Source organism: Streptomyces sp. OZ13 (assembly GCF_052068155.1).
Taxonomy (GTDB): Bacteria; Actinomycetota; Actinomycetes; order Streptomycetales; family Streptomycetaceae; genus Streptomyces.
The window spans coordinates 61,327-85,800 of record NZ_JBQHCZ010000020.1; the positions used below are offsets into that span (position 1 = coordinate 61,327).

At 71.3% G+C, this 24,474-nt stretch carries 21 protein-coding genes and 1 pseudogene; 10 read left to right on the top strand and 12 right to left on the bottom strand.

The window, feature by feature from the left end; translation table 11 throughout:
• The first annotated feature begins 14 nt into the window (after positions 1–14).
• From ACTMTU_RS31865 to ACTMTU_RS31880, 4 genes are all read left to right on the top strand, one after another.
• Entirely contained in the window at positions 15–887 is an 873-nt protein-coding gene (locus ACTMTU_RS31865; protein ID WP_441266899.1) for a helix-turn-helix domain-containing protein, read from the top strand.
• Between the two features lie 161 nt (positions 888–1,048).
• The gene (locus tag ACTMTU_RS31870; RefSeq protein WP_441266900.1) at positions 1,049–1,813 is read left to right on the top strand and encodes an SDR family oxidoreductase; all 765 of its coding nucleotides are present in this window, start codon (positions 1,049–1,051) and stop codon (positions 1,811–1,813) included.
• A 243-nt stretch (positions 1,814–2,056) separates the two neighbouring features.
• The gene (locus ACTMTU_RS31875) at positions 2,057–3,241 is read left to right on the top strand and encodes a low temperature requirement protein A (protein ID WP_441266901.1); all 1,185 of its coding nucleotides are present in this window, start codon (positions 2,057–2,059) and stop codon (positions 3,239–3,241) included.
• Between the two features lie 80 nt (positions 3,242–3,321).
• The gene (locus ACTMTU_RS31880) at positions 3,322–4,767 is read left to right on the top strand and encodes a glyceraldehyde-3-phosphate dehydrogenase (protein ID WP_441266902.1); all 1,446 of its coding nucleotides are present in this window, start codon (positions 3,322–3,324) and stop codon (positions 4,765–4,767) included.
• 65 nt (positions 4,768–4,832) lie between these two features.
• Here the strand turns inward: ACTMTU_RS31880 and ACTMTU_RS31885 are convergent, their stop codons facing one another.
• Complete coding sequence (locus ACTMTU_RS31885; RefSeq protein WP_441266903.1) at positions 4,833–5,888, bottom strand: maleylacetate reductase; 1,056 nt, start codon at positions 5,886–5,888, stop codon at positions 4,833–4,835.
• A 539-nt stretch (positions 5,889–6,427) separates the two neighbouring features.
• Here ACTMTU_RS31885 and ACTMTU_RS31890 point away from each other — a divergent pair.
• A complete protein-coding gene (locus ACTMTU_RS31890) occupies positions 6,428–6,802 on the top strand; it encodes a hypothetical protein (protein WP_441266904.1) in 375 nt (124 codons plus the stop codon).
• Positions 6,803–6,927: 125 nt separating this feature from the next.
• Here the strand turns inward: ACTMTU_RS31890 and ACTMTU_RS31895 are convergent, their stop codons facing one another.
• The 3 genes from ACTMTU_RS31895 to ACTMTU_RS31905 form a co-directional block, all read right to left on the bottom strand.
• Entirely contained in the window at positions 6,928–8,058 is a 1,131-nt protein-coding gene (locus ACTMTU_RS31895; RefSeq protein ID WP_441266905.1) for a PP2C family protein-serine/threonine phosphatase, read from the bottom strand.
• Between the two features lie 127 nt (positions 8,059–8,185).
• The gene (locus ACTMTU_RS31900) at positions 8,186–8,389 is read right to left on the bottom strand and encodes a cold-shock protein (protein ID WP_005320750.1); all 204 of its coding nucleotides are present in this window, start codon (positions 8,387–8,389) and stop codon (positions 8,186–8,188) included.
• Between the two features lie 232 nt (positions 8,390–8,621).
• Positions 8,622–9,626 (bottom strand): glutathione S-transferase family protein, encoded by a 1,005-nt coding sequence (locus ACTMTU_RS31905; RefSeq protein WP_441266906.1) that lies wholly within the window; start codon positions 9,624–9,626, stop codon positions 8,622–8,624.
• A 190-nt stretch (positions 9,627–9,816) separates the two neighbouring features.
• Here ACTMTU_RS31905 and ACTMTU_RS31910 point away from each other — a divergent pair, with 190 nt between their 5' ends.
• Positions 9,817–10,767, top strand: coding sequence for a GNAT family N-acetyltransferase (locus tag ACTMTU_RS31910; protein ID WP_441266907.1), 951 nt, complete (start codon positions 9,817–9,819; stop codon positions 10,765–10,767).
• Positions 10,768–10,771: 4 nt separating this feature from the next.
• Here the strand turns inward: ACTMTU_RS31910 and ACTMTU_RS31915 are convergent, their stop codons facing one another.
• Positions 10,772–13,741, bottom strand: coding sequence for an ATP-binding protein (locus tag ACTMTU_RS31915; RefSeq protein WP_441266908.1), 2,970 nt, complete (start codon positions 13,739–13,741; stop codon positions 10,772–10,774).
• Positions 13,742–14,098: 357 nt separating this feature from the next.
• Between ACTMTU_RS31915 and ACTMTU_RS31920 the strand changes: the two genes are divergently transcribed.
• Positions 14,099–15,238, top strand: a complete 1,140-nt coding sequence (locus ACTMTU_RS31920; RefSeq protein WP_441266909.1) for an isoafricanol synthase — start codon at positions 14,099–14,101, stop codon at positions 15,236–15,238.
• Positions 15,239–15,290: 52 nt separating this feature from the next.
• Here the strand turns inward: ACTMTU_RS31920 and ACTMTU_RS31925 are convergent, their stop codons facing one another.
• Both ACTMTU_RS31925 and ACTMTU_RS31930 read right to left on the bottom strand, forming a co-directional pair.
• A complete protein-coding gene (locus ACTMTU_RS31925; protein ID WP_441266910.1) occupies positions 15,291–16,361 on the bottom strand; it encodes an alcohol dehydrogenase catalytic domain-containing protein in 1,071 nt (356 codons plus the stop codon).
• Between the two features lie 164 nt (positions 16,362–16,525).
• Positions 16,526–17,533 carry an NADP-dependent oxidoreductase gene (locus ACTMTU_RS31930; RefSeq protein ID WP_441266911.1) on the bottom strand — a complete coding sequence of 336 codons (1,008 nt, stop codon included), beginning with the start codon at positions 17,531–17,533 and terminating at the stop codon, positions 16,526–16,528.
• 101 nt (positions 17,534–17,634) lie between these two features.
• Here ACTMTU_RS31930 and ACTMTU_RS31935 point away from each other — a divergent pair, with 101 nt between their 5' ends.
• A complete protein-coding gene (locus ACTMTU_RS31935) occupies positions 17,635–18,561 on the top strand; it encodes a LysR family transcriptional regulator (RefSeq protein WP_441266912.1) in 927 nt (308 codons plus the stop codon).
• 1 nt (position 18,562) lies between these two features.
• Here ACTMTU_RS31935 and ACTMTU_RS31940 read toward each other — a convergent pair whose 3' ends face one another.
• The gene (locus ACTMTU_RS31940) at positions 18,563–18,886 is read right to left on the bottom strand and encodes a hypothetical protein (protein ID WP_441266972.1); all 324 of its coding nucleotides are present in this window, start codon (positions 18,884–18,886) and stop codon (positions 18,563–18,565) included.
• Between the two features lie 146 nt (positions 18,887–19,032).
• Here ACTMTU_RS31940 and ACTMTU_RS31945 point away from each other — a divergent pair.
• A pseudogene (locus ACTMTU_RS31945) lies at positions 19,033–19,797 on the top strand (PP2C family protein-serine/threonine phosphatase); the annotation flags it as partial.
• 16 nt (positions 19,798–19,813) lie between these two features.
• Here the strand turns inward: ACTMTU_RS31945 and ACTMTU_RS31950 are convergent.
• From ACTMTU_RS31950 to ACTMTU_RS31965, 4 genes are all read right to left on the bottom strand, one after another.
• The gene (locus tag ACTMTU_RS31950; RefSeq protein ID WP_441266913.1) at positions 19,814–20,935 is read right to left on the bottom strand and encodes an amidinotransferase; all 1,122 of its coding nucleotides are present in this window, start codon (positions 20,933–20,935) and stop codon (positions 19,814–19,816) included.
• 304 nt (positions 20,936–21,239) lie between these two features.
• Positions 21,240–22,079 carry an aldo/keto reductase gene (locus ACTMTU_RS31955; protein WP_441266914.1) on the bottom strand — a complete coding sequence of 280 codons (840 nt, stop codon included), beginning with the start codon at positions 22,077–22,079 and terminating at the stop codon, positions 21,240–21,242.
• Between the two features lie 178 nt (positions 22,080–22,257).
• A complete protein-coding gene (locus tag ACTMTU_RS31960) occupies positions 22,258–22,557 on the bottom strand; it encodes a hypothetical protein (protein WP_441266915.1) in 300 nt (99 codons plus the stop codon).
• 274 nt (positions 22,558–22,831) lie between these two features.
• Positions 22,832–23,272 (bottom strand): hypothetical protein, encoded by a 441-nt coding sequence (locus ACTMTU_RS31965; RefSeq protein WP_441266916.1) that lies wholly within the window; start codon positions 23,270–23,272, stop codon positions 22,832–22,834.
• Between the two features lie 277 nt (positions 23,273–23,549).
• Here ACTMTU_RS31965 and ACTMTU_RS31970 point away from each other — a divergent pair, with 277 nt between their 5' ends.
• A complete protein-coding gene (locus ACTMTU_RS31970) occupies positions 23,550–24,446 on the top strand; it encodes an RNA polymerase sigma-70 factor (RefSeq protein WP_441266917.1) in 897 nt (298 codons plus the stop codon).
• The last annotated feature ends 28 nt before the right edge of the window (positions 24,447–24,474 follow it).

Below are 24,474 nucleotides of genomic sequence, written 5' to 3' on the forward strand. Positions count from 1 at the left end.
AGGACAATGGCGGGGTGAGCGATTCGCACATCAAGCCTCACCTGCGGTGCCTGCACGGAAGCGGGGCCGACCTCGATCATGCCGTGGTCGAACGGTCGGTGGAGCGCGCGGCAGGCCTCTCGGACACGGCGCCACTGCCGGTCGGTCCGCCGGTGCACGTGCTGGTGGTGCAGACGGGCAGATCGGCGGATCTGCGCTGGTCCGCGGAGGGGACACCGCGCAGGGAGCGGTTCCATCCTGGGGAGGCCCTGGTCAATCCGGCGGGCTGGGCGTCGCGGCCGCGCTGGCAGGAGGACGTGGAACTGCTGCTCCTCGGCATCGACCCACTGTGGCTGGAGAAGCTGGCCGTCGAGGGCGGCGCCAAGGGACCCGTCGAGCTGGTTCCGCGGTTCCACTTCACCGATCCGCTGCTGAAGATGCTGCTGGAGCGGCTGGCGGCGGAGTACGCGGGCCCCGGCCCGGCGGACACCCTCTACGCGCAGTCGCTGGTACAGGCGGCCGCAGCCGTCGTCCTGCGGGTCGCCGGGGAAGGAGGGTCCCCCGGAAGCCGCGACGGCGGGCTGCCGCCCCGCCGACTGGCGGAGGTCTTGGACTACATCCACACCAACCTGGCCCGACGGATCCGGCTGGCGGACCTCGCGGCCGTGGCGGGGGTCAGCGAATCCCATTTCACCCGGGTCTTCCGGACGTCGACCGGCGAGTCACCGCACCGGTACGTGCTCCAGCGGAGGCTGGAACACGCGCGTCGCGAACTGACCCGCACGGACAGGCCGATCGCGGAGATCGCGGCAGAGGCGGGGTTCGCCGACCAGAGTCATCTGACGCGGATGATGCGGCGCCACGACGGCGCCACACCGCGGATCCTGCGCGACGGCGGCCGGGGCTGACCGCCGGGGCACGTCCGGGGCATGTGGTGAGTGCTTTGTTCCACGGCTGATCGGATCGTTCAAGATCGGTATGCCTGTTCCTGGCGAACCTGTAGGGGTCGCACGGCCACGGAACCCACCGGGGCCGCGCCTTCCAGCCACGACAACCGCAGGTGGGAATCATGGTCAACACACCGGACAAGACACTCGACGGCAAGGTGGCCTTCGTCGGCGGCGCGTCCCGCAACCTCGGCGCGCTCATCAGCACCACCCTGGGCGCCGAGGGCGCTCGGGTCGTCGTGCACTACAACAGCGACTCCTCCCGGGCCAAGGCGGAGGCCGTGGCCGACGAGATCAACGCCGGTCCCGGTGAGGCGTTCGCGATCCAGGCCGACCTCACCCGGATGTCCGAGGTCGAGCGCGTCTTCGACGAGGTCCTGAACCGGTTCGGCAAGCTCGACCACTGCGTCAACACCGCCGGCATGGTGCTGAAGAAGCCGCTGACCGAGATCACGGAGGAGGAGTACGACCGGATGTTCGCGGTCAACTCCAAGGCCGCGTTCTTCGTCATGCGCGAGGCCGCCCGCCGCATGGAGGACGGGGGCAAGATCATCACCATCGTCACGTCGCTCTTGGCCGCCTACACCGGCCTCTACTCGTCGTACGCCGGCAGCAAGGCACCGGTCGAGCACTTCACCCGGGCCCTGTCGAAGGAGCTGTTCGGCCGGAACATCTCGGTCAACAACATCGCCCCCGGTCCCATGGACACCTCGTTCTTCTACCCTGCGGAGGACGACGACTCGATCGCGTACCACAAGTCGTCCGCCATGAACGGGGACCTCACCAAGATCGAGGACGTCGTTCCCTGGGTGCGGCACCTGCTCACCGACGGCTGGTGGGCGAACGGCCAGACGATCTTCCTCAACGGCGGTTACACCACCCGCTGAGCCTTCCGCCGAGGAGGTGGTGGGCCGCGGCGCGGCCCACCACCTCGTCCGCGACGGGTGTGGTACTCACAGGGTGCCGGGTCCGCCCGGAGGAACGGGCGCACCCGGTGGCCCCCTCACCGGCCCCGGACGGCAGAAGAACCACCGGCAGAAGAATCACCACCCATGGAACCACCGGCCACTTCGGCAGCGAACCGTGCCCCAACCTTCCCCCGCCCCCCTCACGGCTGAGAACGTGCCCCCATGAGCCAGTCACACTCCGCCGCCGGTGCATGGCACCGGCCGATGGTCGCCCGTCTCGCGAGCGAGCAGCATCGCACCGCCACCGCGCTGGAGCTGTTCTTCGACCTGTGTTTCGTCGTAGCAGTCGCCCAGGCCTCCGCGGCCTTCGAGCACGAACTCGCCGAAGGACACGTCGGCCACGGTGTCCTCGGATACGCGCTGGTGTTCTTCGCGATCTGGTGGGCCTGGATGAACTTCACCTGGTTCGCCTCCGCCTACGACACGGACGACGTCCCCTACCGGCTCCTCACCCTCGTGCAGATCACCGGCGCGCTCGTCCTGGCCGCCGGAGTCGCGGAAGCCCTCGAGCACGACGACTTCACCGTCATCACGTGGGGCTACGTCATCATGCGGCTCGCGATGGTCACCCAGTGGCTGCGCGCCGCGCACTCCGATCCCGAACGGCGGCGCAGCTGCCTGCGCTACGCGGTGGGCGTCCTGGTCGTGCAGGTCGGCTGGGTGGCCCGGCTGGCGTTGCCCGACGACGGCGGGCTGCCCACCTTCCTGGTCCTGGTCGCGGCCGAACTCGCCGTCCCCGTCTGGGCCGAGAGCGCGGTCACCACCACCTGGCACCCCCACCACATCGCCGAGAGGTACGGACTGTTCACCATCATCGTCCTCGGCGAGACCATCACGGCCTCCACCACCGCCGTCCGCACGGCCCTCGACACCGACGCGGCCCTCGGCGACATCGCGACCATCGTCGTCGGCGGAGTGCTGACGGTGTTCGCCCTGTGGTGGCTCTACTTCATGCAGAACGCGCCGCGCCGGCTGACCACCCTCAGGACCGCGCTGCTCTGGGGCTACGGCCACTACGCGGTCTTCGCCTCCGCGGCCGCCGTCGGCGCCGGCCTCGCCGTGAACGTCGCCCATGCCACCGGCCACAGCCACCTCACCGACCGTGGTGCCACCCTCGCGTACACCGTCCCGGTCGCCGTCTTCCTCACCATGGTGTGGCTGCTGCACCACCGGGCCGCCGAGCTCCGCAGCCGGACGGACCTGATCCACCCGGCGGCCGTGCTGGCGGTCCTGGCCTCCGTCTTCACCCCCGCACCCGTCCTCGTGACGGGCATCGTCACCTCCGCCCTCGTCGCCGCGACGCTCGTGCTGGCGCGGCGCGCGGAGAAGGCCGCCGCAGCGGCGTGATCGCGCCCGGTGGACCCCCGTCAAGATCGAAAAGACGGGGGGTTAGCATATGAGCGCCACCTAGCTCGAAAGATAAACCTGTGACTGTCAACGAAGACGCGTTCACCAACTGGAAGACCCGCGAGGAGATCGCGGAGTCGATGATCCCGATCATCGGGAAGCTGCACAGGGAGCGGGACGTCACCGTCCTGCTCCACAGCCGCTCCCTGGTGAACAAGTCGGTGGTCAGCATCCTCAAGACCCACCGGTTCGCCCGGCAGATCGCCGGTGAGGAACTCTCCGTCACCGACACGATGCCCTTCCTGCAGGCCCTTACGACGCTCGACCTCGGCCCCTCCCAGATCGACCTCGCCCTGCTCGCGGAGGCGTACAAGGCCGACGACCGCGGACTGACCGTCGAGGGCTTCACGGCCGAGGCCGTGGCGGGCGCCACCGGCGCGAACAAGATCGAGCGCGGCGAGGGCCGTGACGTCGTCCTGTACGGGTTCGGCCGCATCGGCCGCCTCGTCGCGCGCCTCCTCATCGAGAAGTCCGGCTCCGGCAACGGCCTGCGGCTGCGCGCGATCGTGGTGCGCGGCGGCGGTGAGCAGGACCTCGTGAAGCGCGCCTCGCTCCTGCGCCGCGACTCGATCCACGGCCAGTTCCAGGGCACGATCACCGTCGACGAGGCGAACAGCACGATCGTCGCGAACGGCAACGAGATCAAGGTCATCTACGCCAACGACCCGTCCGAGGTCGACTACACGGCGCATGGCATCGACAACGCCATCCTGATCGACAACACGGGCAAGTGGCGCGACCGCGAGGGCCTGTCCAAGCACCTGCGCCCCGGCATCGACAAGGTCGTCCTGACCGCTCCGGGCAAGGGCGACGTCCCCAACATCGTGCACGGCGTCAACCACGACACGATCAAGCCGGACGAGCAGATCCTGTCCTGCGCGTCCTGCACCACCAACGCGATCGTCCCGCCGCTGAAGGCGATGGCGGACGAGTACGGCGTCCTGCGCGGCCACGTGGAGACCGTCCACTCGTTCACCAACGACCAGAACCTGCTGGACAACTACCACAAGGCCGACCGCCGCGGCCGCTCCGCGCCGCTCAACATGGTCATCACCGAGACCGGCGCCGCCTCCGCCGTCGCCAAGGCTCTGCCCGACCTCAAGGCGCCGATCACCGGCAGCTCGATCCGCGTGCCCGTGCCCGACGTCTCGATCGCCATCCTGAGCCTGCGCCTGGGCCGCGAGACCACCCGCGACGAGGTCCTCGACTACCTGCGCGACGTCTCGCTGCACTCGCCGCTCAAGCGCCAGATCGACTTCACCACGGCTCCCGACGCGGTCTCCATGGACTTCGTGGGCTCGCGTCACGCCTCGATCGTCGACGCCGGCGCCACCAAGGTCGACGGCGACAACGCGATCCTCTACCTGTGGTACGACAACGAGTTCGGCTACTCGTGCCAGGTCATCCGCGTCGTCCAACACGTCTCCGGCGTGGAGTACCCGACCTACCCGGCCCCGGCGGTCTGAGCCCGGCTGCCGAATAAAGCTGTGTCCTCACCCCCTGCGAGGCGGCAGGGGGTGAGGACACTGTGCTACCAGGCGCTGTGCAGGAGCCGGGTCACGGCCTCGGTCTCCGGCGGCCGGGGATTCGGATACGGCCGGTCCGCGACCCGCTCCGCCACGGCGCGCAGGGCATCGCGCGGAACTCCCAGGGCCCGGAGCGTGGTGGGGCCGTCGTGGCCTGCGGCGAGGCGGCCGACGACCTGGACCGGATCCCCGCCGGTGATCCGCTCCAGGCGGGCGGCGGCCTTCGGCGCCGACGGGAGATTGAACGCCATGACGTGCGCCAGCAGCATCGCGTGGAGTTCCGCGTGCGGCAGGTCGAACATCCCGCCGAGGACGTGCGCGAGTTGGTGGTGCAGCCCCGTCCGGGTCCGGGCCAGGCACAGGCCGGCGAGCCAGGCCGATTCCTGGAGCCGTTGGCGGTCCCGGAGCGCCGTCAGGTCGGCGAGGACGTGCGGGAGCGCGGTCAGGATGCCGTCGGCCGCCTCTGTCGCGAGGGCGTCGCTCAGGGCGGTCGCGTCCGGTGCCCAGAGCGCCTCGACCGCGTGGGCCAGGGCGTTCAGGGAACTGGTCAGCGTGAGGCCCGCGGGCATCGTCAGCGTCAGCTCCGGGTCGTAGACGACCGTCCCGGGCGTGATGGCCGGGTCGCGTCGCGTCGTCTTCACTCCGTTCTCCGTCTCGCCGAGGACGGGCGTCACCTCCGAGCCGGCGTACGTGGTCGGGACGGCGACCTGCGGCATCCCCGTCCGCGCGGACAGCGCTTTGGCGAGCCCGACGGCAGAGCCGCCGCCGATCGCCACCACGACGTCCGCCGACGTCCTGTCCACGACCTCCATCGCCTTGTCGGTCACGGCGACCGGGGTGTGCACGACGGCTCCGTCGAAGCGTGCCGCCGACCGGGGGCCGAGTGCCCCGGCGAGTTCGTCGGCCGCCGCCCGGGCCGACCCGGTCGCGACCAGCAGCACCCGCCGGGCACCGAGCCGCTCGATCTCTCCGGGTATGCGGTGGCGTGCGCCCGGACCCAGCAGGACGCGGGAGGGCGGCGTCTCGTGGACGGTCACGGGAGCTGCGGGGTTCTCGGACATCGGTCGGTGCCTCCGCGTTGCCGTACTCGGACGTGACGAGGACGAACGCCCGCATCTTGCCACGCGGACCGTGCGGTTCGCGTCTTCGCCCAGGTCCCGAGCTTCCCACGCCGGCGGAATCGGCCCGGACGACGGTGTTCCCCGGGTGCACGGGCCCGCCGCAGGCGGCACCTGCTCGCCTGCGCCAGACGGACGCCACAACCTGGCCGGCCATGACCTCGGGAGGGTCGGGGGCGCAGCGACGCAAGGTGGTCCCGCACGAAGTCCGCCGCCTTGCGGATCGATTCCTCGGCACCCGCCACCGTCGGCCTGCGGCGGCGGGGGCCGGACCCACGAAGCGCGGGGCGGCAGGGCGCTGGGCGAGGTGGGCACGCTGCCCGACGGATGCGAGGCCGACTACGGAACGCGAGGAAGCCCACGGATGAGACCATGTGTCCGCGACCGTGGGGGGCGCCCTGGCGCTGCCGTCCTGCCGGCCACGGACTGAGCGGCCCGACCGGAGCACCGGCGGCACCGCACTGCGGCACCTGGAGGGAAGCTTGGGGCAGAGCGGGACAACGGAAGTGCGCCGCCCGGAGCGCACACGTGCCGAGCGGCTGACCCAAGGACTGATCGTCGCCGTGGCGTCGGTCCTCTCGCTCGGCCTGCTGGCCGGACCAGCGGTCGTCTTCGGCACGACTGCCTGGCACCTGGTCACGGGGCCCGGCACCGCCGCGTTCAGCCGGATCGCGGCGCCGACGATCTTCCTTGCCCTCCTGGCGCTGCCGCTCGTCCTGGCCCGCGTGGCGTTCCGCTCGGGCCGAGGCAAGGGCCAGGAACGGCTGACGGCTGCGGTCGCGGCGGCACTGACGCTCCTTGGCACGTCCGTCGTGCCGTTCGCGGCTCTGTTCCTGATCTTCGTGCACGCGGACTGACCTCCGGCCACGACGGTCCACCCGACGTCCGAAGGGGCGGGCCTGTCGACGATCTCCGGCCGCTGCCCAGCGTTCTCGGGTCCCGCGAGAGCGATCCGCCGCGGCCACCGGCCGCCCACCCTTCGTCAGGTCTCTCGGGCCGGCGCGGCACGCGAGACGGCCACCATCGCGGCGTCGTCGCCCAGGTTCCCACCGGCCGCGTGGTCGAGCAGGTCCTGGCGGAGGCGGCCGAGGAGGGCCTGCGGGGTCAGGCCCGCGCAGTTCGGGAGACGGTCCATGAGCGGGAAGAAGGTACCGGCCCGGTCACGGGCCTCGATGACACCGTCCGTGTACAGCAGGAGGGTGTCGCCGGGCTCGAAGGCGAAGGTCTCTGCGGTGAAGGCCGGCCCCACGAACTCGGTGAGCCCGAGCGGCGGGACCGGATGGCGCACCTCCAGAGCGACGACCTTCCCGTCGCGCAGCAGCAGGGGCGGCGGGTGACCGCAATTGACCAGGTCGACGGACGGCACGTCGTCGGGGACGTCGAGCACGGCCGCGGTGATGAACGCCTCGGTGGGCGTGCCGCCGGGCCCGGTCGCACCGGGGTCGTCGAGGTCGGAGGAGACGGTTCCCTCCAGATAGGTGACCAGCGCGGGAAGGTCGGCCTGCCGGTGCGCGGCGCCCCGGAAGGCGCCGAGAAGGAGGGCGGCGTCCCCGACGGCCTCGAGGCCCTTGCCGCGGACGTCACCGATGAGGAGCCGGGTCCCGTGCGCGGTGCGCGCGGCCGCGTACAGGTCGCCGCCGATCTGCGCCTCGGCCTCGGCGGCCAGGTAGACGGAGGCGATGCGCAGGGGGCCGACCCGGTGCGGCAGCGGTCTCAGCACGACCTGCTGCGCGGCCTCTGCCACCGAACGCAGCTGGACCAGCTCCTTCTCGTGCCGTTCCCGCAGGTGGGCGAAGAAGGTGACGAACACCGAGATCAGTATCAGGGCGATGAGCTGGAAACTGTGGTTCAGGTCGATGAGGCTGGTGCGGACGATCGCGACCACGGCCTGGGCCAGGACGGCGACCGCGCCGATGCCGGCGGTGATCCGCGGGCCGGCGAACGAGGCCGTGACGGCGGGGGCGGCTGCCAGGAAGGGGCCCAGGTGGACCTCGGGGGGCGCGAGGATGTCCACCACCGTGACCGTCACGATCAGCGCGAGGACCACGGCCAGCAGCGTGTGGCCCGTCTCCCATGGCCGGGTGTGAATCCCGCGCGGCGCCCGATGCCCCATGCCTCCTGGATACACCCGCACCGGGCTCGGCACCTCCCCGCCTCAGCGGTGGGGAGGCGTGTCCGGGCACGACGGCGCCCCCGGCACATGGTGCCGGGGGCGCCTGTTCGCGCGAGGTGCCGTCAGGTCAGACCGGACGGACGTTCTCGGCCTGCGGGCCCTTCGGGCCCTGGGTGATGTCGAACTCCACCTGCTGGTTCTCCTCGAGAGAACGGAAGCCGGAGGCGTTGATCGCGGAGTAGTGGACGAAGACGTCGGGGCCGCCGCCGTCCTGGGCGATGAAGCCGAAGCCCTTTTCCGCGTTGAACCACTTCACGGTGCCTGAAGCCATGCTGCTCTCCAATTTCGGACGCGGGGCACCGGCTGTCCGATGCCCTCTGGGTGAGGTGATCGCCCTGGTCCTCGGACTGCTGAACAGCAAATGCGCCCACGGGAACTCCCCGTGAGCGCACGAGACTTCGGAACCACGACTGCTGTACCTGAAACTACCCCATGAGTGACCGCCCGGCCACAGAACGCGGCTGCGGAAATCCTCACGGCGCACAGGTTGTCCTTCATCGGGCCTACGACCTTCCCGTAACGGCCGGCACTTCCTCCCCCGGTGCGACCGGCCCCGGCGGCGTGCCGTCGCCGAACGGCCGCCCGCCGAGCGCCGCACGGTCGTGCGGCTCGAGCCAGCCCGACAGATCCGGGCCGGCCGGCACGATCCCGGTCGGGTTGATGTCGCTGTGCACCAGGTAGTAGTGCCGCTTGATGTGGTCGAAGTCGACCGTGTCACCGAAGCCGGGCGTCTGGAACAGGTCACGCGCGTACGCCCAGAGCACCGGCATCTCGGACAGCTTCTGCCGGTTGCACTTGAAGTGGCCGTGGTAGACGGCGTCGAAGCGCACCAGCGTGGTGAACAGCCGTACGTCCGCCTCGGTGATCGCGTCGCCGACGAGGTACCGGGACGCTTCGAGCCGCTCCGAGAGCAGGTCGAGCCGGGCGAAGAGGCGGTCGTGCGCCTCGGCGTACGACTCCTGCGAGCCGGCGAACCCCGCCCGGTAGACGCCGTTGTTCACGTCCTTGTAGACCACCTCGTTCACCGCGTCGATCTCCGGCCGCAGCTCGGGAGGGTAGAGCTCCGGTGCCCCGTCGCGGTGGTGGGCCTTCCATTCCAGTGACATGTCGATCGTGATCTGCCGGAAGTCGTTGGTCACGACCTTGCCGGTCGGCACGTCGACGAGGGCCGGCACCGTGATGCCCCGGTCGTAGCCGGGATCGCGGGCCAGGAACGCCTCCTGGAGCCGTTCGATGCCGAGCACCGGGTCACGGCCGTCGGGGTCGAGATCGAAGGTCCAGCTGCGCTCGTCGTGCGTCGGCCCGGCTATGCCCATCGACAGCACGCCCTCCAGCCCGAGCAGCCGCCGTACGATCACCGCCCGGCCGGCCCACGGGCAGGCCCGGCTGACCACCAGGCGGTAGCGGCCGGGTTCCACGGGGAAGCCGTCGCGTCCGTCCGCGGTGACGCGGGTGGTGATGTACCGGCTGTCACGCGCATACTCCCCGCCAGGGTTCACATAACTCACGCCCTCCCCCTACCCAGGCCCGACAGCGCCGAACGCGGCGACCGGAAGCGACCGGGAAGTACGGTGCGGTGGAGCCGGTCAGGCCAGCCGCGGCCCGGGCGGTCCGAAAAGGGCTGTGGACCGACGGCCGCCTGTGTGATCATCGCGGGGCGCCGCACACCGTGGCGCACCCCATGCCCCCGGAGGCCTTGTGCTCGTCCGCTCCATCACCGCCGCAGAGTCCGAACGCGTCGCCACGTTCCTCGCAGAGCCGCCGCTCGACTGGATCAGCGCGGACCGCTTCCGCGAGGACTGGGAGACACGGCAGTACCGGCCGGAATGGACGTGGACGGCCGAGGACTCCCACGGCGAGCTGCTCGGGCGGGCCCTGTGGTGGGGCCGCACGGACGCGGAGCTTCCGGTGGCTCTGGACTGCCTCCATGTCCGCGAAGGCGCACCGGACCGCGCGGCGGTGGCCGTGGCGCTCCTCGAGGCCGGCCACCGCGCGTTCCGGGAGCGTGGTGCCGAGCGGGATCCGCTCTACAACCTCGCGCTTCCCCGGGGCCGGCGCGGCGACGCCGGCACGGTGGCCGCGGTCGAGTGGCGGCGCCTCGCAGCCCACCGCGCCGGGCTGACCGAGGAGGTCGAGAGACTGCGTTACGAGTGGACGCCGCAGGCGGGCCTGCCCGAGGCCGGCACCAGGCTGACGTTCGCACCGGGTGACGACGCCGCGTTCCTCGACGCGTTCCGCCGTCTCGCCCACGGCAGCCTCGACGTCCGGACCGGGCGTGAACTGGCCGCCAAGAACGCGGACGTCCAGGCCCGGGAGGACATGCAGTTCTATCTCGACGCGCCCGGCGAACGGGACTGGTGGCGGCTCGCGTACACGGCCGACGGCACGCTCGCGGGCCTTGCCATACCGTCCAGCACCGGCGGCACCAACCGGAACGTCGGATACCTGGGCGTGGTCCCCGAGTTCCGCGGGCGTGGGCTGATCGACGAGGTCCTGGCCCACATCACCCGTTTCCAGGCGGCAGCCGGTGCGGAGCGGATCACGGCCACCACGGACACCGTGAATCTGCCGATGGCCGCGGCGTTCGACCGCGCCGGCTACGAGGTCACGGAGATCCGCCTGGTCCTGGAGCAGCCGCCGAAGCCGTGACCCGTCACGACGCCGCGGGGTCGTGACCCCGTGGGGCCGCCCGGGAGGCCGGGACCTCGTCGGAGTCGGGTCCCGCGAGCAGCCGTGGGAGTCCCGCCTGATCGCAGCCGGCCTTCAGGTATATGTCGGACAGCATCCGGGTCACCACCGGGTCCGCGGTGCCCAGCGCCTCCGCGATGCGGGCATTGGACCAGCCGCGGGCGGCCCATTCGGCCACGGTGCGCTCCTGCACGGTGAGTGAGTCGGCTGCCGCGGTGTGCGGCTGGAGCGGCCATATCCCCGTCGCGTCCAGTTCCTCGCGGGCCCGCGCCACCAAGGCGTCGGCCCCGCACTGCACGGCCCCCTCCAGCCCCCGGTGCAGTTGCTCGGCCGCGTCCTGCGGGAGGCCGCTGCGGCGCAGTGCCACTCCGTGGTCGATCAGCGCGCTCGCCAGGTCGTGGCCGGACGGAGAGCGCTCGAGGTGCGAGACGGCCTCGGCGAGGACCGCGACCCGCTCGGGGCCGGGCGTCACCGCGGCCATCGCGTGCAGCGCCTGTCCGACGGCGGACCGGGTGCCGAACCGCCGCGCCCTGCGGATGCCTTCGGCCGCGAGTTCCCGGGCCTGCTCGGGGTCGGTTGCCGCCTTGGTCCGGGCCAGGTGGAGCTGCCAGGGGCACCATGCCGGGTTGCGCATGCCGCGGGGCTCCAAGCGCTCGCCGACCTGTGCGAGCTGCTGTTCGGCCTCGCGGCGCCTGCCGAGGGCGAGCAGCAGTTCGCTGTGAACGGTCTGGGCGTCGGGGTACACCACGGCGCTGGGCACGATGTCGCCGTAGTGGTAGGTGGTGGCGAGCTCCTCGGCCTCCTCGGTGCGGCCGCGGGCGAGGAGGATCTCTATGAGGATGCCGATGGCGAAGTACTGCGCCGGCACCCGGTGTCCGACCCTGTCCGCGATCCGCAGACCGTCGCGGACCAGCGTCTCCGCGGAGTCGAGGCGCCCACGGCGGTAGCGGATGTAACCGAGGAGCGTGTAGCCGAAGGAGAGGTGCGCGCCGCGCCAGCCTCTGTCCTGGCACTCCGCGATGCCCTTCTGGAACAGTTCCTCCGCCCGTCCGGGCTGGTCGCAGTACATGAAGGTGAGGGCCACCAGGACCGGGACCTCGAAGCCCCACTGCTCGTCCGTCCACGGCAGTCCGTCGCCGAGGGCCTTCTCCGCCCACTCGAGCGCCGTCGCCGCGGGCTCGCCGCGCACCATCGCGTCCCAGGCCCGCAGGCCCATGATGTAGCGCTCGGCGGTGCCGTTGCCGGTGAGGTGGTCGGCGAGCCGGGCGAGCCTGCGTGAACGGGCGGGCGAGTCCTGCTCGTCGGCCCGGAAGGCGTTCCACATGAACTGCTCCGCCTGCATGTGCAGCCGGGTCCTGGCGTCGGTGGCCCAGCGGGCCCCGTCGGCGACCGTCCGGGCGGCCTCCGCCATCCGGTCGGAGTGGCCGAGGGCCTGCGCCAGCCGGTAGACGATCGCCTCCCGCAGGGCCGGGTCGAGGACGGGTTCGTCCAGCGCGGCCCGCAGGTGGTTGACCGTGATCGCGGGTTCCGTCAGCAGCGCGGAGCAGCCGAGGTCGAACAGGACCTGGGCGCGGTCCTCCATGGCCGGTGGTTCGCGCAGCGCCCGGGTGAGGCAGCGCCGGGCGGCGTCGGGAGCGCCTGCCCGGAGGTAGTCGCGGGCGGCTTCCGACAGTTGCTGCACCACCCACGGGTCGCTCTCGGGATGCGTCTCGAGCAGGTGCCGGGCTGCGGCGGTGGCGCCGAGACCGGCGTGGGAGATGACCGCGGCGGCCTGGCCGTGCATGGCGACGCGGAACGCCGCCGGTATCGCCCGGTAGACGGCTGTGGAGACGAGGGGGTGGAAGAACTCGAGGCGGTCGGACTCCTCGTCGTTCCCGTCGCGGGCGGGGTCGGCGAGGATGCGGGCCTCGCGCAGTTTGGCGACGGCGTCCGCGGACTCGGCGTCCCCCAGTCCGCCGACGCTCGCGGCCCGGCTGCGGGACGCCTCGGCGCCCAGCACGGCGGCGCCCCAGGCGAACCGGACGGCGGAGGTGCCGAGCCGCTCCAGTCGCTCGACGAGGCCGCCGCCCTTCACCGCCGAGGCCAGTTCCCGCAGTTCGGGCAGGTGGGCGACCTGGGGCTTGAGCCCGCGGTCGGCGACTCTGGCGGCGAGCTCGACCGCCTCGAACGGGTTCCCTCCGGTGACCGCCCAGGTCTCCCGGCAGAACGCGTCGTCGGCGTCCTCCCCGAGGGCGTCCCTGACGATGCGGCTGATCGCGCCGGGCGTGAGCGGCGCGAGGTCAAAGGGGCGTGACCCGTGCCGTTCGGCCAGTTTGCCGAACGCCAGGGCGTCGGCGGGGAGTTCGTCGGGTCGGTAGGCGACGACGAGGAGCATCGGCAGCTCGGTGACCCGCGGCGCGAAGCCCGTCAGCCAGGTCAGCGACTCGGCGTCCGCCCAGTGGGCGTCGTCGAGCATGACCACCAGCGGCGCGTGCTGGACGGCGAACCGCGTGGCGACCCAGTCCAGACCGTCCCGCACTCCCTGCGGATCGGGAGAGCTGTTGCCGGCGCCTGCCACCAGGCCCACCGCGGGGGCGACGATGTCGTACCAACTCCCCAATGTCCTGCGGTGTTCCTCCTCGCTGCCGGCCGCGAGCACGGGTTGCACGAGGTGGCGTACGACATGGAACGCGACGCCCTGCTCCTGCTCTCCGCCCCGTGCGGAGAGCACCGTGCAGCCGCGGGCGAGGGCCCTTCTGCGCACCTCGTTGAGGAGGGTGGTCTTACCGAGCCCGGCCGGCCCGGCGAAGACCAGCAGGCCGCCGGAGCCGGCCGCCGTCAGTCCCTGGGACGGGCCGCTCAGCTCGGCCAACAGGCTCTCCAGCGCCGCTGTTTCCGTCTCGCGCTCCAGCAGCAGTCGCTGCGGCCGCCCCGGCCGGTCTCCCATGTAAGCCATGTCCGTTCCCTCGACCGCGTGTCGTCCCTAGTTCCGGGCCTCGTCCCGGGATCCCAACTCCCGGGTGCGCAAAGCGTACGCAGGCGAGGACGATGTGTAGTCCTCCGCACGGCTATTTCTCTCGGGATGATGTGATCGCGGTACAGCATGGCCGGATCCAGGTACTCTCACCCCTCACCGGAAGAGGGGGCGCGTTCAGGGGGCGCACAAGTGACAGTGTGCGCGGGGCGCGCACCCCGTCCCCTCCGCCGACCACGGTCCTTCCACCTGCACAACGCCTAGTCTCGGAACGGCACTCGGACGTGTCGGACACGCACCACGTACCGGTCCGGCGCGCCGCGACACCCAGGGGGGCACATGGCACACGAGACGGTTTCCGGCCGCCGGCTCCCGGGTCCCGCGAGCCCCTCGGACCCCACCCGGCGCACCGCGGCCATCAGGATCCCGTTCCCGGCGCGGCTGAGCCCCTACGCGGAACGCGCCCGGCAGCACACGCTCCAGTGGGTGCAGGAAACGGGTCTGCTCGCGGACGACGTGGCTGCGGCGGAGTACGACGCGCTGCGCCTGGAGCGGCTGATGGCGTACTTCTACCCCGACGCCACGGCCGCCGACCTCGAGCTGGCCGCGGACTTCAACGCCTGGTTCTTCATCTTCGACGACCAGTTCGACGGAGGGCTGGGCACCCGGCCCCACGAGATCCGCGGCGTGGTGGATGCCCTCGTCGCGACCATGACGACGAACGGCGCACCGCAGGCGTCCGACGACCGGGACACGCCGCTGGTGCGGGGTTTCCGGGACATCTGGCTGCGGTCCACCGCAGGCGCTCCGCAGGAGTGGCGGCTCCGTTTCCGTGACCACTGGCAGGCATACCTCGCCGCGCATGTGGGGGAGGCACACCATCGCAATGCCGACCGCCTGCCCTCGCTCGAGCGGTTCCTGGATGTGCGGCGGCATTCCATAGGCGTGCAGCCGTGCCTCGACTTCACCGAGCGGTGCGGGGGTTATGCCCTGCCCGAGGACCTGCACGGGTCCTTCCCGTTGCGGGAGATGCGCGAGATCACCGGCGATGTGGTGATCTTCGTCAACGACATCGTCTCGCTCGTCAAGGAGCTGGCGGCCGGAGACATCAACAACAGCGTGGTCATAGAGCGGGAGCACAAGGGCTGCACGCTGGAGGAGTCGGTCGAGCACATCACCGCGCTCGCCAACGCCCGGACGGCCCGCTTCGCCCGGCTCGCCGCCTCCCTCCCCGCGACGCTCGCCGAGCAGGGCGTGCCCGCCGGGACACGCGAACACGTCAGCCATTACGTGGACGGCATGCGCCATGTGATGGCGGGCAACCTGACCTGGTCCCTGGCGACGTCCCGCTACGACGAGACCGGTATCGCCGCGGTGAGCGGCGGACGCCGGCGCCCCTGGGACGGTCTCACCACGGCGACGGGCCGGCCACGGCCCGGCACCACCGCAAGGCCCGGCGACCGCCGCGCGGCGCCGTGAATCCGGAGCCGGGCGCTCTCGTCCGGATCCTGCCCGATCCGGACGAGAAGCCCTAGACGGGCACACTGACCTCGTCGTGCCGCGGGCCGCCGAGCACGACCTTGAGGGCCCCGGTGTCCGTGGCGCGGGCGAAGACGTCGTACGCCTCCTCCATCTGCCCCAGTTCGAAGCGGTGCGTGACCATCGCCGACGCGGCCGGGAGCCGCCCGGCCGCCATCATCCGCAGCAGCATCGGCGTGGAGTGCGTGTCGACGAGTCCGGTCGTGATCGTCACGTCCTTGATCCACAGCTCCTCGAGATGGAGCGCCGCGGGCCTGCCGTGCACGCCGACGTTGGCGACATGGCCTCCGGGGCGCACCATCCGGGTGCATTGCTCGAACGCCTCGGGCACACCGACCGCCTCGACGACGACATCGGCTCCGAGTCCTTCCGTCAGGTCCTCGACCAGTGCCTCGGGGCCTTCGTCGGCACCGACGGTGGCGTCGGCGCCCATGTCCCGTGCCGCCTTCAGCCGGGATTCCGCCAGGTCGACGGCGATGATCCGCCCCGGGCTGTAGAGCTGGGCAGTGGCGATGGTGGCGAGCCCGACCGGCCCGGCGCCGACCACGACGACGGTGTCGCCGGGCCGCACCCGCCCGTTGAGCACGCCCACTTCGTACCCGGTGGGGAAGATGTCGGCCAGCAGCACGGCGTCCTCGCTGTTCACGGCCCCGGGAAGCGGGTGCACCGACAGGTCGGCGAAGGGCACACGGACGTACTCGGCCTGGGTACCGTCGATCAGATGCCCGAGCACCCAGCCGCCGCCCCCACGGCACTGTCCGTAGCGGTTCTCCCGGCAGAAGACGCAGCGGCCGCACGCCGCGATGCAGGAGACCAGCACCCGGTCACCGGGACGGACCGTACGCACCTCGCTGCCGACCTCCACCACCTCACCGACGGCTTCGTGGCCCAGGACCGTACCGGGCGCCACTTCGGGGACGTCGCCCTTGATGATGTGCAGGTCCGTGCCGCAGATGGTGACGGCGTCGACGCGAATCACCGCGTCGGCGGCGTCCTTGAGGTCGGGGTCCGGAACGTCCTGCCAGGACGTCTGTCCCGGGCCTTGGAACACCAGTGCCTTCATGACGTCGTCCTTTCCGGTGCCGCTCCGCCGGCGGCCGCACGGCGTGCGTCCGGGCCGGTCGCCGCCGGTCTCTTCCAGGGTCCCGCCGCCCCGCGACACCGCAAGTCCTGTTGCCGGCCCTCGCGCTCCTGGAGGGAACGCCCCGTCCGGTGCGCCCCACCGGTTCACTTTCCGGCCCGGGACACGAGCATCTTCCCGGTGTTCTCGCCCCTCAGCATGCCGAGGAACGCCTCCACGATGTTCTCGAACCCCATGACCACTGTCTGGTCCGGCGTGATCCGGCCGCTGCGCAGATGCGGCACCAGGAAGTCTTCGAACTCCTCCTGCAAGTGGGCATAGTCACGGACGAGTACGCCCTCCAGGCGCAGGCTCTTGCCGACGATGTCGAAGAGATTGCGCGGCGCTGCCGGCGGCCGCGCGTGGTGGTACTGGGCGACCGCCCCGACCCAGGCGATCCGCCCGTGATCGCGCAGGACCTCGACGGCGCCCTCCAGGTGGTCTCCGCCGACGTTGTCCACGTAGGCGTCGATCCCGTCCGGCGCGGCCTTCCGGAGCAGTTCACCGACCGAGCCGTCGTGGTAGTCGAAGGCGGCGTCGAAGCCCAGCCGTCCAGTGAGCTGCGCGACCTTGGCGGCGGAGCCGGCGCTGCCCACGAGCCGGCCCGCGCCCATGAGCCGGGCGATCCGGCCGGCCGCCGTCCCCACTCCGCCTGCGGCCGCCGAGACGAACAGGTCCTCCCCCGGCTCCAGCCGCAGCGTACGGGTGAGTGCCACATAGGCGGTCAGGCCCGTGCCGCCGAGGATGCTCAGGTGTGCGGAGAGCGGGACGCCGTCGTACCGCCGCAGCTTGCGTGTTCCGGCCGTGCCGAGCGTCACCAGGGCGTGGGTGCGCCACCCGCTGCGGTGGAGGACGAGGTCGCCTTCGGTCAGTCCGGGGTCACGGGAGTCGACGACCCGGCCGATCGTGCGGCCCTCCAGCGGTGCGTTCAGCGCGAAGTCGCCGTCCATCATCTCGCGGTGGTACGGGTCGACGGACCAGTGCAGGTTCTCCACGAGTGCCGTACCGGGCCCGGCCGCCGGTACGGGGGACTCGACGAACCTGAACTGGTGGGAGGTCGGGAAGCCCTCGGGGCGGGCGGTCTGGTGGACGGTGAGCGAGGTCTGCGTCGTCATGATCGAGACCGTAGGGAGATTCCCGCGGACCGGGCAGTAGGGTGCGTCGATGGAACCGCACCATCCATGAATGTCTCTCATACCAGGAGGTCAGCGCCTCGATGTCCGATCTCGCGCCGCAGGAACTGCGGGTGCTCGTCGCCGTGGGCGACGAGGGCGGCTTCTCGGCGGCGGCCACCACGCTCGGCATGACCCAGTCGGCGGTCTCGCACTCGGTGCGCGGCAGCGAACGCAAGCTCGGGGCGGTGCTCTTCGACCGGGGGCGCCGCGGGGCCGCGCCCACGGCCGCGGGCGAGAAGGCCGTGTCCCATGCCCGGCGGGTACTGCGGCTGCTCGAGGTGATGGGTGCCGAGGTGCGCGGGGCGGAGAGCCGCTCCGCGGCCGGGCCACTGCGCATCGCCGCCTTCCGCGGCGCCGCGCTCCACCTGCTGCCGCGCGCCTTGGAGGCGCTGGCCAGGAGCCATCCGGAGGTGGTGCCGGAAGTGCGGATCGTACGGGAGGTCGGGCGCGGCACGGCGGGAGAAGTGCTGGACGGGCGCGCGGACTTGGGCATCGCGACGATCGGGACGACTTCCCCCGTACCGCCGGAGTTGATCGGCGCGGTCCTGCTGGAGGAGGGATACGCGCTGGTGCACCCGGCCGGGCATCCGTCACCGCGCACACTGCCGCTGGTCGACTGGGCCGAGAACTGCACCTCGTACACGCGTACTTGGTGGCAGGAGCAGGAATGGCTGCCGCCGGCGACGGTCGAGGCCCAGGACGACGGAGCAGTGCTCTCGTTGGTGAGCAGCGGTTTCGGCATGGCTGTCATGCCGATGTTGTCCCTGATCGGAGCACCGGACACCGTCGAGATCATTGATCTCGGCCCGGAGCGCCCCACACGGTCGGTCGGCTATGTCACCACCCGTGAGCTGGCGGCATCGGCCGCCGTCCGGGCCTTGATCCGGGAGCTGCGAGCGCCGGGCGGGTCGGACTTCTCCGGCTCTTCCGGCGTCCGGAGCGGGGCCGGGCGGGGCCGGACCGGGTGACCTAGGCTGCGCCGGGCCCGTCGAGGAATCCGAGCAGCACGGCGGCCTCCGCGCGGAGTCGCGCGGCCCGGTCCGCGTGGGCCGGCGCGGTCAGTTCCGCCGCCGCCTCCAGCCGTTCGGTGATCTCGGCGCGCACGATGTCCGCGGTGGCGTGCTCGCTCAGCTCTCGCCGCGCGACCTCGGTCGCACCGGCGCCGACCGGCGACTCCTCAAGGGACGCCGCCCCACGGACGCCGGCTGAACTCATGGGCACCGCCTCTGCGTTGTCCAGCGCCGCGAGCGTCGCGCGGAGAGCGCTCACCGCGACCTTGTCACGGGCGCGCATGGCTTGGGGCAGGGATTCACGCATACGGATACGCAGAGACATGGGGGTGACCCTATGGCCGTGCCCCTGGCCCTACAACGGGATATCCGCCCTTCGGCCTGCCTGCCGAAACGCGCCGAGAGGCGCCCCGAGGTGACCGTCGACGTGTGGCCGGGCTGATCGCCCAGGCCGTCGACCGCGCCCGGCTCTACGACGCCAAGCACACCCTCGCCCACACCCTGCAGACAGGGCTGCTGCCCCACCGCTTGCCTTCCGTCGCCGGACTGGACGTCGCCGCCCGCTACCGGCCCGGCGGCCACGGCATGGACATCGGCGGCGACTTCTACGACCTGATCCGCTGTACGGCGACCACGGCGGTCGCCGCCATCGGCGACGTCCAGGGACACAACACCACGGCCGCGGCCCTCATGGGGCAGGTCCGCACCGCCGTCCACGCCCACGCCACCGCGGGCGCGTCACCCGGCGACATCCTCACCCGGACCAACCGCCTGCTGACCGATCTGGACCCCGGCCTGTTCACCGGCTGCCTCATCGCCGAGCTCGACCTCGCCCACCACCGGGCGCACCTCGCCACCGCCGGGCACCCGCCGCCGCTGCTCCGCCACCCCGACCGGCGCACCGAGGTCCTCGACGTTCCCCCGAGCCTGCTCCTCGGTGTCGACGAGAGCGCCGAATACCCCACGACGGAGATCGCTCTCCCGCCGGGCACCGTTCTGGCCCTGTACACCGACGGACTGGTGGAGGTCCCCGGCGTCGACATCACCGACACCACGGAAGGTCTCGCCCGGCGCCTCGCGGAATGCGAAGACCACGACGTGGACGACATCACGGACTGCCTCGTCCACCACGCCGACGGCTCCGCCGCCCGCACCGACGACGTCGCTCTGATCGTCGTCCGGCCGCAGCTCTGACCGGTCGCGCTCCTGATCAGTCGACGTACGACTCGAGCGTGCCGCGACGCCGGATGTCGAGCGTGGCGCAGTGGAACGAACCGCCGAACGGCGCGTAGTGGAGCAGGTCGCCGGGGATCGGCTCGAACCCCCATTTCTCGAGTGCGCGCAGCATCCCGGTGTGGTGCCGCTCCGCGATCACCCTCTTCTCGTCGATCATGAGAATGTTCATGCTCAGCCACTTGCCGCACATCGAGGTGATCTTGAGCAGGTGCTCGCCCATCGGGTCGGGCTCGGGGGCGATCAGGATGTCCCACGAACTCAGGACGTCGGGCAGCCGGTCGATGTCGATGTATTCGGGATTGACGAGTACCTTGCCGGGCGAGAGCGGCAGGAACGTCGTATCGATGTGCATGGGCGTGCGGCAACGGCTCTCGATCTCGTGAATGCGATAACCGGGCCCGAGATGGCGCCGCAGCCATTCGATGCCCATCCGGTTGGTCACGTTGCTGCGGATGACGAACAGGTCGCGTCCCGCGCGCACGAAATCCGCGGCGTCGAAGACCGGCTCGAACTCGGTGAGGATGTAGCGCATGGGCTCGCCGAGCCCGGGAGTACGGAAATCCGCCTCGAACAACGCGTCGGTGAGCTGCGGCCTCGGTGCCGCCGTCCACCGTGCTCCGCGGCGGAAATAGTCCTTGAGGATCGCGCGGTAGGAATGGGTCTCGAAATACCGGCACGGCCAGGCCATCGGGGTCTCGATGATCTCGTCGCCGATCACGAGCATGCTGTCCCGGGGGCAGGTGTTGCAGAATCCCCGCGACGACCAGTCGGGGGTGCTGAAGCGTTGCCTGTGGTCGACCGCGTCGGGGCGCCTGACGGTGACGCCGAGGGATTCGAGGAGGGCGACGAACTGCTCGAGTTCGTGCTGCGCCGGCTCGATCAGTCTGCGCGGGTACCTGAAGCCCGCGGCAAGTCCCTGCACCCGCGCCCCCCATGGGGGGATGTTGCACGCCACGACCGGATGGCGGGAGGGAATCGTCGCGCCGTCCAGACGCCCGACGATGATCTCCTCCAGCGGATCCCACTCGTTGTGCGAATTGACCGGCGACACGAGTGGACCCGCCGTGTCGGCGGCCGGTTCCGACGGCGCCGGCATCAGGGGTGCTCCACAGTCCGCATTCGGTCATGGTTCCCGGCCGATACCTTCCGAATGCCGGGCCTCCGCAACACCGTCATGCTCAACCGCTCCCCATCGCAGATTCGGTGACTCACCGCCCTTGCCACGTTACCGTGAGGCACATGGGAACTCTGTCGTCCGGCGCCCGGAGAGTGAACCCGCAGCCTTCTCCAACACGCTGAGATGCCGAAGAGGGGCGGAGTCGGCTGCCGCATTTCCGCAAGAAGAACCGGCGGGTCACAACTGCCGAGGAGCGGTCGTGAAATACGCGGCGGCCGTGACCCTATGCCGGCGTGGGCAGCCGGTCGAGGCGGTCGCGGTGGGCGGGCGGCAGTCGGAGACCTTCGGCGGCGAGGTTCTCTTCCAGGTGGTCGATCCGCGTGGTGCCCGGGATCGGCAGCACGACCGGCGAGTGCCCGAGGAGCCACGCGAGCACGACCTGGGTGGGTGTGGCGTCGAGCTCGGCCGCCACGGCGGCGATCTCGGCCGTCGCCCCCGACTTCCCCCAGGCGACCGGCCGCCACGGCAGAAAGGCGATCCCGGCCGCTTCGCACGCCTCGAGCACGGGCTCGTGCTCACGGTCGAGCAGGCTGTAGCGATTCTGCACGCTCGCGATGTCGACGATCCCTCTCGCCTGCTCGAGCTGGGTGACGGTGACCTCGGACAGTCCGATCCGGCCGATCTTGCCCTCGGTCCGCAGGTCCCGCAGCGTGCCGACCTGGTCGGCGAGCGGCGTCTCCGGGTCGATACGGTGCAGTTGGAGCAGCTCGATCCGCTCGACGCGCAGTCGGCGCAGCGCCTCCTCCACCTGGCCGCGCAGGACGCCCGGCCGGCCGTCGAGCCGCCACTCGTCCGAGGGACCCGTTCGCGCGACGCCGACCTTGGTGGTGATGACCAGCCCGTCCGGGTATGGGTGCAGGGCCTCGGCGAGGAGTTCCTCGTTGGCACCACCGCCGTACAGGTACGCGGTGTCGATCAGCGTGACGCCCAGTTCGACGGCCCGCCGGGCGACGGCGACAGACGATTCCCTGGCAGGCCGGGGCTCCGTCGGCAGGTGCATGGCCCCGAAACCCAGCCGCCGTACGGTCAGATCGCCCCCGATACGGAACGCGTTCGATGTCATCTGCTGCCTTCGCCCCCTTGTTCAGGCGGCAACGCTAGCAGCGCAGTCGGCCACGGGCGGCCGTCCAGGTGCCGGTCGGTGATGCGGAAACGGGCGCCGGACGCGCGCAGTTGAGCTGCCAGGTCCGGCCGACCGGTCCCCGGCGGCAGCGGTCGGCGCACGTCATGGACCGTGGCGCTCACCAGGTCGGCCAGGCCCGCCCGGTCCGCGGCGGCGCGCAGCTGATCGGGGCTTCAGGGTCCGGCACGAACAGGCTCAGCCGGTAGGTGGTCGGATGCACCACTCGTCCGCAGAGCGTGTCGATCCGGGCCGTCGCCCAGTCGATCCCCACGTCCGCGGAACGCAGACGGCGCAGGTGAGCACGGAACTCCGACGCGTCCTGGGTCTCGAACACCACGTCCCAGCGGCCGGCGCCAGGAGCGGTGACGCGTCGACTCGCGTCCTGCTGTCGGCGTTTCCTCTTCCGTTGTCCTGGCACGGGCCCAGCATCGCCCGCCGGGCGCCACCCCGGCAAGGCATTACCGCGGGCCCCCGCCGGGCCGCGTGCCCGGGCCGCCGGACCGGCGTGCAGGGGCGTGATCCGCACTCGGCAACCGCTGTTGGCAGCTGGTGCGCCGTCAGGATTGCTCGCCACGCGCGGTACGCCCGTGGCGAGGATCGCCGAGGTGACGTTCACCAGTACGCACTGGCGGCGCTGCCCGTAGCTGTGCGGCCCGCGGTGTTCGGTGACCGACGGTGCCTCCTCGCAGCCGTCACCCCGTACGTCGACCAACGCGTGCCGGCACACCGGCTCGGTCGGAGGGAGCGGCCCACACCGCCAGCGAGTGTGTCCGCGGGTGTTTGGCGACGGCGAGACCCGCGGCGGAAAGGATCGTCTCCAGCGCGTCCTCTATCGCCGGGTAGGCGGCGAGCAGCAGTTTGTCGGCGGAGCGGCGCGTCACGTGGTGTTCGGAGTCCTCGAACAGCCGGTTCGTGACATGCCAGCTGATCACCACATGGTCCGCGGGCGCGGAGACCGTACTCCCCTGCTCGAGGAAGACCCCGCCGTCGCCGGTGTCCACCGCCAGAGGAAGGCCGGCCAGACGCACCACGTGGCAGATCCGCTCCACCAACTGAGTGGGCAGCAGCTGCTCCTCGGGCGTCGGAGTGCGCTCTGTGCCGTGTCCGCTCGGTCTGTCCGCAACTCCTGTCATGCCGTCCAGACTGCCCGGACCCCGCATGCAGAAAGCTTCCTCTGCCTCCCTGTGGGGAGCACACGCAGCAGATTCCGGACGACTGCGCGCCCCAGCGCACGCGCCCGCGCGAGCCGGGCCGGTCGGCGGGTGCCATAAGGGCGGGCCCGTGCACTTGGTGTGATCTGCCGCACACGCTGTCACAGCGATCGTCCGCCCGGTGTCTTGTACGCCGGTGCGGATGCACACTCGAAGGCCGTCGGCGACCAGGCCCGGCCGCGAAGAAAGGGGCCAAGAGATGAGCGACCACCCCGCCGACCCGGCGACCGACACGTTCGTCGCCCACCGCAACCTGCTCTTCACCGTCGCCTACGAGATGCTCGGATCCGCCGCCGACGCCGAGGACGTCCTCCAGGAAACATGGCTGCGATGGGTCAAGGTCGACCTGGAACAGGTCCGCGACCACCGCGCCTACCTGGTCAGGATCACGACCCGGCAGGCATTGAACCGGCTGCGCACCATGAAACGCCGCAAGGAGGCCTACGTCGGTCCCTGGCTCCCCGAGCCCCTGCTCACCGCACCCGACGTGGCCGAGAACGTCGAACTCGCCGAGAGCGTTTCGATGGCGATGATGCTCGTCCTCGAAACCCTGTCGCCGACGGAACGCGCCGTCTTCGTGCTGCGCGAGGCCTTCGACGTCGGCTACGACGAGATCGCGGCCGCCGTCGACAAGAGCCCCGCGGCCGTCCGCCAGATCGCCCACCGCGCCCGCCGGCACGTCGACGCCCGCCGCCCCCGTCAGGCGGTCACCCCCGGCCAGACCCGGGCCGCACTGGAGTCCTTCCGGCGCGCGCTCGAAACCGGCGACCCGCAGGAACTCCTGGAGGTGCTCGCCCCCGACATCGTCCTGATGAGCGACGGGGGCGGCATCAAGCAGGCCGCGCCGCGGCCGATCATCGGCGCCGACAAGGTGGCCCGCTTCATGATCGGTGGTCTCGGCAAGAACAAGCTTCCGCTCTCCGTCTCTCCCACCATGGTCAACGGCAGCCCCGCACTCCTCGTTCATGTGGACGGCGAGATCGACGGCGTCATGGCGATCAGCCTGGAGGACGCCCGGATCACCGGCCTCTACTACGTCCGGAACCCCGAGAAGCTGAACCGCGTCGAAGCCGAGACCCCGCTCACCCTGCGGTGAACACCGGCGGCGGAGCCTTGCCGTGGCA